We start from the raw sequence: 9,146 nt of genomic DNA on the forward strand, positions 1-9,146 counted from the left end.
AAAAACACTTGGCTACGAAACGCCAAGTGTTTTATTCTTGAATCTGTTCAACCCACTGATACACTAGTGTTGCACTTGAAATCCGAATCCAAGGTCGTCTGAAAATTGATTTCAGACGACCTTTTTATTATGATGAAACGGAGGACGGCAATGGCCTGAGATAGATGGTTTCAATGATGGCATAAAAAATTTATACCGGCTCATGCGCCCATTGAGGAAGCGTGGTTTTCTGTTTGCAAAATGCAAATAACCGCTGTCCGCTGAATTTCTCAAACATCAGTTCCACACCGCTTTGCAAGCGCAGAATCAGGGCGGAAGGTGTATCTATTTTGATAAAGTCAATGCGGTGCTGTACCAGTTTTGCAATAGTCGAATACAAATCAAGCTTGTCTGCATGATTGAAAAACCAGGGATTAAGACTTAACCAGCGTCCGCCGTTTAATGGCTCTCCAGGTTGGAAATCAGCACGGATTTGAGTAAGGCAGTCGTCTGAAAAATGCAGCTCAATATTGCCATAAAGCCAGATATTCCATCCTTTTTTCACTAAAAGCCCTTTAGGAACACATTCGGGGGCGGGAAACATTTGTAAAATCATTTCTGCAGTTTGTCCGATTTCCAAATAATCAAATCGGCCCGTGGTCAGAAAGTCAAACATATCGACAGAAATCGGAAAGTGGTAACGCATGGCAAGCTTCAGACGAGGTAGGAAGGATGGCGTTATATTAGTTCAAAAGTTAAATGCAATCAATTCTTATTTCTATTTTTATTTGTTTTCACTATTTGAGGACATTTTATTTTTTGTACAATTTAAAATTAAGAAACTTTCATCAATACCGTCATTTCCGCATAGGCAGGGATATGAAAGTTTGAAGTAGCAGCAAACCCTGAATATTTTCATAAAATCAAGTTGTTTTCGCAGGGAAGGTCCAAGCTACAAATAAAAGAAGGTCGTCTGAAAATTTTCAGACGACCTTTTGTTTCCATTCAGGGCAATTAACGGCTGCGTTCGATAAAACGGTAATAGGTTTCGCCGTCTTGGACGTAACCCAATTCCACACGGGCAATTTCAGAAATCGCTTCTTGACCGTTCGCCAAATCATCGACTTCCGCAGCAAGGAACTGGTTGCGCAAAGTGAGCGTCTGGTTTTTCTCCTCCTGCGCGGAAAGTTGTTCCTGCAATTCTTCCGTATGCCCGATACTGCCCTTTCCAAACCAAAGGCTGTATTGGCAGTAAGCGAGCGCGATGGATAAAACAACAGTTACCCACTTCATACATCAATACCTTTTCTTATTTGCCCAGTTGATAGAATGCGGCTTTGCCGGGGTAGTAGGCAGCTTCTGCCAATTCTTCCTCGATGCGCAGCAGTTGGTTGTATTTCGCCATGCGGTCGGAGCGGCTCAATGAGCCGGTTTTGATCTGCATACAGTTGGTAGCGACTGCCAAGTCGGCAATGGTGCTGTCTTCGGTTTCGCCCGAACGGTGGCTCATTACACTGGCGTAACGGCTGCGTTTTGCCAAGTCAACCGCTTGCAAGGTTTCGCTCAAAGTACCGATTTGGTTGACTTTGACCAGCAATGCGTTTGCCACGCCTTTTTCGATGCCTTCGGCAAGGATTTTCGGATTGGTTACGAACAAGTCGTCGCCGACCAGTTGTACTTTGCTGCCGAGTTTTTCGGTGAGGAGTTTCCAGCCTTCCCAGTCGTTTTCATCCATACCGTCTTCGATGGAAATAATCGGGAATTCGTTAACCAAGCCTTCAAGGTATTCGGCAAATTCTGCGCTGGTGTAAGAACGGCCTTCGGCTTCCAAGTGGTATTTGCCGTCTTTGTAAAACTCGCTGGATGCGCAGTCCAAAGCAAACAAGACATCATCGCCTGCTTTGTAACCAGCAGCTTCGGTTGCTTCAACCATCAGTTGCAGGGCTTCTTTGTGGCTGTTCAGATTAGGTGCGAAACCGCCTTCATCGCCAACAGTAGTCGGGAAACCTTTGCCGTCACACAGTTTTTTCAGCGCGTGGAAAATTTCGGCACCGCAGCGCAGGGCTTCGCGGAAAGATTTCGCGCCGACAGGCATAATCATAAATTCTTGAATGTTCAAGCTGTTATTGGCATGTTCGCCGCCGTTGATAACGTTCATCATCGGAACAGGCAAAGCCATAGGACCGGCGCCGCCCAAGTAACGGTAAAGCGGCAGACCTGAATCTTCGGCAGCCGCGCGGGCAACAGCCATAGAAACTGCCAAAGTAGCATTCGCACCCAAATTGCCTTTGTTTTCAGTGCCGTCCAGCTCGATCATGATTTTGTCGATGTAGGACTGTTCGTTGGCATCGATACCGATCAGTGCTTGGGCAATTTGGTTGTTGACGTGTTCAACTGCTTTCAATACGCCTTTGCCCGAGTAGCGGGATTTGTCGCCGTCGCGAAGTTCCAAAGCCTCTTTTTGACCGGTAGACGCACCGCTCGGTACGGCGGCACGGCCCATTACGCCGGACTCCAGCAATACATCGCATTCTACGGTGGGGTTGCCGCGTGAATCCAAAATCTCGCGGGCAAAAATATCAACGATTGCACTCATGAATATTCTCCAAATGAGGATGAAAAAAGAAAAGTAGCTTTGTTACATTTCAGACGACCTATGATTGCCGCTGAAAGTATATCAATGGCGATTATACCGATAGCGATACCAGAATCGCGATGAAATCGACTGTAAGTTTGTTTCACGTCAACATCGGTTTGCACAAAAAATAATATCTGCTCAAGCAGCCTCGCATTTTAACAGTTTTTGAAGTTTCAGGGCAGGGGAGCTTACCGAGAATGCTTTGTTTTAGACAGAGAGGCTGTCTGAAAACGATTCGAATGAGCATTTAACCAGCCGATAATATTCAATATCTTTTCGAATTTTGGGATAAATGAGGATGTTTTTAAGGGGTTGGAGAGCAGCATTGTCTAATCTGTGATAGCCGCTGCTTTCAATAATGCGAACCATATTTGAGAGATTATTTAAAGCCCTTACGCCGAGAATGACTTGTCCTTTCTCTCCATTTTCTAGGAAATAAACAGGATATTTGGGAACAGGTATATTGGCAACTTTGTTGGAAAAACAAAATCGCTATCAAAATTTCCGGGCATTTATCATCGTGTAAAAAAATAACAAAGTTCTTGCAAAATTTTGTCAAGGTTGGCATTTAAATGCTATAATGCCGTGCATCTTGCACAAACTGAAAGACTGAGCATCATGCGTATCGTAGAAAAAGCCTATACTTTCGACGATGTTTTGTTGGTTCCTGCACATTCAACCGTGCTGCCACGAGACGTTAAACTTCAAACCAAGCTCACCCGCGAAATCACGCTCAACCTCCCCTTACTTTCCGCTGCAATGGATACCGTTACCGAAGCACGCCTCGCCATTTCCATGGCGCAAGAAGGCGGTATCGGCATTATCCATAAAAACATGACGCCCGAAATGCAGGCGCGTGCCGTTTCCAAAGTGAAACGCCATGAGAGCGGCGTGGTGAAAGACCCTATTACGGTTGCGCCAACGACGCTTATTCGTGAAGTATTGGAAATGCGCGCACAACGCAAACGCAAAATGTCCGGTCTGCCCGTCGTTGAAAACGGCAAAGTGGTCGGTATCGTTACCAACCGCGACCTGCGTTTTGAAAACCGCCTCGACCTGCCCGTTTCCGCCATCATGACCCCGCGCGAACGCTTGGTTACCGTTCCCGAAGGCACAAGCATCGACGAAGCGCGCGAACTGATGCACGAACATAAAGTCGAGCGTGTTTTGGTCTTGAACGAAAAAGACGAGCTTAAAGGCTTGATTACCGTAAAAGATATTTTGAAAACCACCGAGTTTCCAAATGCCAACAAAGACTCCGAAGGCCGTTTGCGCGTAGGCGCGGCTGTCGGCACAGGCGGCGACACCGAAGAGCGCGTAAAAGCCTTGGTCGGAGCGGGAGTCGACGTCATCGTCGTCGATACTGCACACGGTCATAGCCAAGGCGTTATCGAGCGCGTGAAATGGGTGAAAGAAACCTATCCGCACATCCAAGTCATCGGCGGCAATATCGCAACCGCCAAAGCCGCTTTGGATTTGGTCGCAGCAGGAGCAGACGCCGTCAAAGTCGGTATCGGACCGGGTTCGATTTGTACCACCCGTATCGTTGCGGGCGTAGGCGTGCCGCAACTGACTGCCATTCACAACGTTGCCGAAGCCCTCAAAGGCACCGGCGTTCCACTGATTGCCGACGGCGGCATCCGCTTCTCCGGCGACATCGCCAAAGCCTTGGCAGCGGGCGCATACAGCGTCATGCTCGGCGGCATGTTTGCCGGTACGGAAGAAGCACCGGGCGAAATCGAACTCTACCAAGGCCGCTCGTACAAATCTTACCGCGGCATGGGTTCTCTGGGTGCAATGAGCCAAGGCTCCGCCGACCGCTACTTCCAAGATAAAACCGACAGCACCGACAAATATGTCCCCGAAGGTATCGAAGGCCGCGTTCCCTACAAAGGCCCGATTGTGAACATTATTCACCAACTGACCGGCGGCCTGCGTTCCAGCATGGGCTATTTGGGCTGCGCCAATATCGCAGAAATGCACGAAAAAGCGGAATTTGTAGAAATTACCTCCGCCGGTATGAGCGAATCCCACGTTCACGATGTTCAAATTACCAAAGAAGCACCGAACTATCACCGCTAAGGTAAAGTGAAAAAAGGTCGTCTGAAAGTTTCAGACGACCTTTTTTATTGTCTGAATAATGCCCTAAAAATCAGATTGCTTCACCGTTCTGCTTAGCCTCCAGAAGCTCCCAGCGTTCCAATTTTTCCAAGAGCAGTGTTTCGATTTCTTCGGCACGGTTTTGCAATGCGCCGGCTTTTTCGTAATCTTTGAAAATTTCAGGATCGGAAAGTTGCGCGTTGATTTCCGCCTGTTCGGTTTCCAAGGCGGCGATTTCGTCGGGCAGGGCGTCGAGTTCGCGTTGTTCTTTGTAGGAAAGTTTGACCGTGCGGTTGGCTTTGGGTTTGGCTTTTTCCGGTTCTGCGGTTATTTTCGGCGCAGCGGTCGTCTGAATTTTCTCTTCGCGTGATTTTGCGTCGATATAGTCCTGATAGCCGCCGATGTATTCTTTCAGACGGCCTTGTCCTTCGAAAACAATGCTTTGGGTAATTACGTTATCAAGGAACATACGGTCGTGCGAGACGAGGAATACCGTGCCCTGGTAATCGCGCAGCAGGTCTTCGAGCAGCTCTTGGGTGTCGATGTCCAAGTCGTTGGTCGGTTCGTCCAAGACCAGGATATTGGCGGGGCGGGTAAAAAGTTTTGCCAGCAGGAGGCGGTTACGTTCGCCGCCGGAGAGCGATGAGACGGGGCTTTGCGCGCGGGCAGGGTGAAACAGAAAATCTTCCAGATAGCTCATGACGTGTTTTTTCTTGCCGCCGATTTCGACGTAATCGTTGCCTTGTCCGAGCGTGTAAAACACGGTGTCGTTTTCGTTCAACGCGCTGCGGAACTGGTCAAAATAGGCGACTTCCTGCTTGCTGCCGATGCGGATTCTGCCGTAGGTCGGCTGCAATTCGCCCAGAATCAGCTTGAGGAAGGTGGTTTTGCCGATACCGTTTGGGCCGATTAAGCCGATTTTGTCACCGCGCTGCAAGATGGCGGAAAATTTGTCCATGATGACTTTGTCGCCATAGGCAAACGAGGCGTGTTCCAGCTCGGCGATGATTTTGCCGCTTTTCTCTCCGCTGTCGAGCTTGAAATTGACCTGTCCTTGCACGTTGCGGCGTTCGGCACGTTGGCGGCGCAGTTCTTCCAAACGGCGCACGCGTCCTTCGTTGCGGGTACGGCGTGCTTCGATACCTTTGCGTATCCACGCTTCTTCCTGCGCATGGAATTTGTCGAAGAGGCGGTTGTGTTCCGCTTCTACTGCCAACTCTTGCGCTTTTTTCTCGCTGTATTTGGAGAACGAGCCGGGATAGGAGCGCAGAATGCCGCGGTCGAGTTCGACGATGCGCGTAGCAATATTGTCCAGAAAACGGCGATCGTGGGTAATCACGACCAGGCTGCCTTCAAACGCTTTCAGCAGGTTTTCCAGCCAGATAATCGCGTCTATGTCCAAATGGTTGGTCGGCTCGTCCAGCAGCAATACGTCGGGCTTCTGCACCCAAGCCTGCGCCAGGGCGACGCGTTTTTTCTGCCCGCCGGAGAGGTTGCCGATTTTTTCGTTTTCCGGCAAGCCGAGTTCGCTCAAAGTCTGCTTCACCGCCGCATCCAGCTTCCAGCCGTCCTTCGCTTCGATTTCAAGCTGCAATTCATTGAGTTCTTTTAATAAAACGTCGTCTGAATTGTGTTCCAAATCATGGCTGACGCGGTGGTAACGGCGCAGCAAATCGCGGATTTCGCCCAAGCCTTCGGCGACGGTGTCGAATACGGTGGCTTCCTTGTCGAAAAACGATTCCTGCGGCACATAAACGATTTTGAGGTTGTTTTGAACGATAATCTGCCCGTCGTCGAGCTTCTGCACGCCGGCGAGGATTTTCAGAAACGAAGACTTACCCGCGCCGTTGCGACCGATTAGGCCGATTTTTTCACCGCTGTCGAGTTGGAAGGAAGTTTTGTCGAGCAAGGCGACATGGCCGACGGTAAAGGAAGCGTTTTCTACGGATAAGATGTTCATAAGGCAGATTGAGAAAGATGAAAGGGTATGGATTTTAAACGATTTTGAAGGTTTCTTTGAAATCAGGCAAAAAGGTCGTCTGAAAAACGAAAATCCGTTTTCAGACGACCTTTTTTATATCAGGCTTCGGGTAATTCCATGTCTAAAACGGTTTGCTCCTGCTTGGCGCGGAAATCGGCAAGTTTTTGCGCCAGCTCGGGATCTTCGTTGGCAAGCAGCGAGATGGCGAACAGGGCGGCGTTGGCGGCGCCTGCTTCTCCGATGGCGAAGGTGGCGACGGGAACGCCTTTGGGCATTTGCACAATGGAGAGCAGGGAGTCTTCGCCTCGCAGGTATTTGCTGGGTACGGGAACGCCCAATACAGGGACGGTGGTTTTGGCGGCAACCATGCCGGGCAGGTGTGCTGCGCCACCCGCACCGGCGATGATGGCTTTGATGCCGCGTTCGCGGGCGGTTTCAGCGTATTCGAACATTAAATCAGGGGTGCGGTGTGCGGACACGACGCGGGCTTCGTATTCGACGCCGAACTCTTTGAGAAACTGCGCTGCCTGCTGCATGACGGGCCAGTCGCTGTTGCTGCCCATGATGATGCCGATTTTGGCCATATTTGCTCCTATTGTATAAAACATTATTCAATGAATGATTTCAGACGACCTTCGAATAGGGGGGAGATCGTCTGAAAAGTTATCGTTGCTTGATACTGATAGCGGCGCGTTTGGCAGCTTCGCTATCGGGATAGCTCTGTATCAGCTTGCGCCATGTGTTGCGGGCGATGTCTTTCTGTTGCAGTTTGTATTGGCATTGTCCGATGCTGAAGAGCGCGTCGGGGGCTTGCGGGCTGCTGCGGAAGCGGTTGGCGTAGCGTCCGCCGATTTCGATGACGGATTCGCAGTGGCCCATGCGCTGTTGGCTTTGCAGCAACAGATACATATTGCGGCGCGCAATATCGCTGCCGTTACCGCCGTCGGCTTCCTTCAGAATGGCTGCCGCCGCCCGGTAATTCTCGCTGCGGTAGTATTTGGATGCACGCTCGTAAAGACGGGTTTCGTTTAGGGTAAGCGAATCTGTTTCGGTCGGCGCGATACCGCCGTTCTCCAGATAATGTTTTTTGAGCTTCTGGTCGTCCAAGCGTTGAGACACGGTTTTCTTAGCAGGACGGGAGTGGATTTTGTTTTGCTGCTCGATTTGCTGCAAACGAAGGTTTACTGCCTCCATTTCCCGCTCAATGCGTGCAACCTGTACGCCCAAATGGTCGATTTGTGTCTGTTCGTCGAGCTTGGGATAGGGGATGGATACTTTCTGCGGGCTATCGGGAATATCCGGCAGCGAAAAAGTGTCGTCTGAAGACGGGGATGAAACGGAAGTACAGGCGGCGGTAAAGGCAATGGGGAGCAGTCGGATAAGCAGGTTTGTTTTCATCGGTTTATTTTTTCAATAGAAGGGTCAATCCGTCGCCGACGGGTAGGGTAATGGGAACGATACGTTCATCTTCGGGCAAGCTGCGGTTGAATGTTTGCAGTATTTTCAAGCTGGGCGGGGAGTGTTCGTCGCCCTCATGCAAGACCCGGCCGTTCAGCAAAACATTGTCGATGGCGATAATGCCTCCCTTACGTACAAGCTTCAGGCAACGTTCGAAATATTGCGGGGTAGGGGGCTTATCCGCATCTATCAGGGCCAGGTCGTAACTTTCCGCTTCGCCTTGCGCTATCAGGTCGTCCAAAGTCAAAAGGGCAGGTTGCAGGTACAGCGAAATTTTGTGTTCCACCCCTGCCGCCCGCCAAGTTTCGCGCGCTATGTCGGTAAATGTTACGTTGATGTCGCAGGCGGTAACTTTGCCATGCTCGGGCAATGCAAGCGCGACGGCGGTGCTGCTGTATCCTGTAAACACGCCGATTTCCAAATATTTTTCGACACGGATAAGCTGCGCCAACCAAGAAAGTAGGGCGGCTTGTTCGCGGGCAATGGCCATATTGCCTAATCGGTGTGAAAGCGTGCGCTCGCGCAATGCGGCAAGGACGGGATGCTCCGCTTGTCCGATGGTATTGAGGTAGTCCTGTAGTCCGGCAGGTGTGTTGGATGTGCGGACGGTCATTTCGGCACGATCAGTCTTGATAGTATGTGTAGGGTTTTTTGGCGACTTTGGCAGCCTCAAACTCTGCCTGCTCTTGCGGATTTAATTCGACATCCCAAAGCAGGTGGCGGTTTTCTAGGCGTTGCGTTTCCAGTTGCGGATTGTCTTCGATAAGTTTGTCGAGAAACTGGGTGGCTTCGGATTTGTAGTGGTACATTTTGTACGCTCCGTGGGGATAGGGTCGTAAAAGACGGGTTTTGTTATGCGGTGATATTATAGCGGATAATCCTAATGCAAAGGTCGTCTGAAAACGCATTTTGTGTTTTCAGACGACGGCGGATTCGCATTTGAAGTGCAACTTTCCCTAACAGAAAAAGGCCAGTATGCGGTAGCATACG

The 9,146-nt window shown here is 50.1% G+C and carries 10 protein-coding genes; 1 reads left to right on the forward strand and 9 read right to left on the reverse strand.

Annotated features, from left to right (window positions below; genetic code table 11):
* Nucleotides 1–190 precede the first annotated feature (190 nt).
* From AC5M9B_RS03470 to AC5M9B_RS03485, 4 genes are all read right to left on the reverse strand, one after another.
* Nucleotides 191–685: a hypothetical protein gene (locus tag AC5M9B_RS03470; RefSeq protein WP_070655729.1), complete on the reverse strand. Its 495-nt coding sequence runs from the start codon at nucleotides 683–685 to the stop codon at nucleotides 191–193.
* A 308-nt stretch (nucleotides 686–993) separates the two neighbouring features.
* Complete coding sequence (gene ftsB, locus AC5M9B_RS03475; RefSeq protein ID WP_487648262.1) at nucleotides 994–1,272, reverse strand: cell division protein FtsB; 279 nt, start codon at nucleotides 1,270–1,272, stop codon at nucleotides 994–996.
* A gap of 16 nt (nucleotides 1,273–1,288) precedes the next feature.
* The gene (gene eno / locus AC5M9B_RS03480; protein ID WP_003756747.1) at nucleotides 1,289–2,575 is read right to left on the reverse strand and encodes a phosphopyruvate hydratase; all 1,287 of its coding nucleotides are present in this window, start codon (nucleotides 2,573–2,575) and stop codon (nucleotides 1,289–1,291) included.
* 249 nt (nucleotides 2,576–2,824) lie between these two features.
* Nucleotides 2,825–3,079 (reverse strand): energy transducer TonB, encoded by a 255-nt coding sequence (locus tag AC5M9B_RS03485; protein ID WP_209283341.1) that lies wholly within the window; start codon nucleotides 3,077–3,079, stop codon nucleotides 2,825–2,827.
* A gap of 156 nt (nucleotides 3,080–3,235) precedes the next feature.
* Here AC5M9B_RS03485 and guaB point away from each other — a divergent pair, with 156 nt between their 5' ends.
* A complete protein-coding gene (gene guaB / locus AC5M9B_RS03490; RefSeq protein WP_003743246.1) occupies nucleotides 3,236–4,699 on the forward strand; it encodes an IMP dehydrogenase in 1,464 nt (487 codons plus the stop codon).
* 70 nt (nucleotides 4,700–4,769) lie between these two features.
* On the opposite strand, the gene AC5M9B_RS03495 is transcribed toward guaB, so the two are convergent.
* The 5 genes from AC5M9B_RS03495 to AC5M9B_RS03515 form a co-directional block, all read right to left on the reverse strand.
* Nucleotides 4,770–6,677, reverse strand: a complete 1,908-nt coding sequence (locus AC5M9B_RS03495; protein WP_209283143.1) for an ATP-binding cassette domain-containing protein — start codon at nucleotides 6,675–6,677, stop codon at nucleotides 4,770–4,772.
* Nucleotides 6,678–6,796: 119 nt separating this feature from the next.
* A complete protein-coding gene (gene purE, locus AC5M9B_RS03500) occupies nucleotides 6,797–7,282 on the reverse strand; it encodes a 5-(carboxyamino)imidazole ribonucleotide mutase (protein WP_003743250.1) in 486 nt (161 codons plus the stop codon).
* A gap of 79 nt (nucleotides 7,283–7,361) precedes the next feature.
* The gene (locus AC5M9B_RS03505) at nucleotides 7,362–8,096 is read right to left on the reverse strand and encodes a tetratricopeptide repeat protein (RefSeq protein ID WP_146736850.1); all 735 of its coding nucleotides are present in this window, start codon (nucleotides 8,094–8,096) and stop codon (nucleotides 7,362–7,364) included.
* Between the two features lie 4 nt (nucleotides 8,097–8,100).
* Complete coding sequence (locus AC5M9B_RS03510) at nucleotides 8,101–8,769, reverse strand: class I SAM-dependent methyltransferase (RefSeq protein ID WP_049225958.1); 669 nt, start codon at nucleotides 8,767–8,769, stop codon at nucleotides 8,101–8,103.
* Between the two features lie 10 nt (nucleotides 8,770–8,779).
* On the reverse strand, nucleotides 8,780–8,965 hold the full coding sequence (locus AC5M9B_RS03515; protein ID WP_003743254.1) for a DUF3460 family protein: 186 nt from the start codon (nucleotides 8,963–8,965) through the stop codon (nucleotides 8,780–8,782).
* Nucleotides 8,966–9,146: the final 181 nt, after the last annotated feature.

It is taken from the genome of Neisseria flava, from assembly GCF_982712965.1.

Excerpts from the sequence above, each read along its gene's own strand:
- AC5M9B_RS03470 (WP_070655729.1), bottom strand. The coding sequence starts at position 685 with ATGCGTTACCACTTTCCGATTTCTGTCGATATGTTTGACTTTCTGACC.
- ftsB (WP_487648262.1), bottom strand. The coding sequence starts at position 1,272 with ATGAAGTGGGTAACTGTTGTTTTATCCATCGCGCTCGCTTACTGCCAA.
- eno (WP_003756747.1), bottom strand. The coding sequence starts at position 2,575 with ATGAGTGCAATCGTTGATATTTTTGCCCGCGAGATTTTGGATTCACGC.
- guaB (WP_003743246.1), top strand. The coding sequence starts at position 3,236 with ATGCGTATCGTAGAAAAAGCCTATACTTTCGACGATGTTTTGTTGGTT.
- AC5M9B_RS03495 (WP_209283143.1), bottom strand. The coding sequence starts at position 6,677 with ATGAACATCTTATCCGTAGAAAACGCTTCCTTTACCGTCGGCCATGTC.
- purE (WP_003743250.1), bottom strand. The coding sequence starts at position 7,282 with ATGGCCAAAATCGGCATCATCATGGGCAGCAACAGCGACTGGCCCGTC.
- AC5M9B_RS03505 (WP_146736850.1), bottom strand. The coding sequence starts at position 8,096 with ATGAAAACAAACCTGCTTATCCGACTGCTCCCCATTGCCTTTACCGCC.
- AC5M9B_RS03510 (WP_049225958.1), bottom strand. The coding sequence starts at position 8,769 with ATGACCGTCCGCACATCCAACACACCTGCCGGACTACAGGACTACCTC.
- AC5M9B_RS03515 (WP_003743254.1), bottom strand. The coding sequence starts at position 8,965 with ATGTACCACTACAAATCCGAAGCCACCCAGTTTCTCGACAAACTTATC.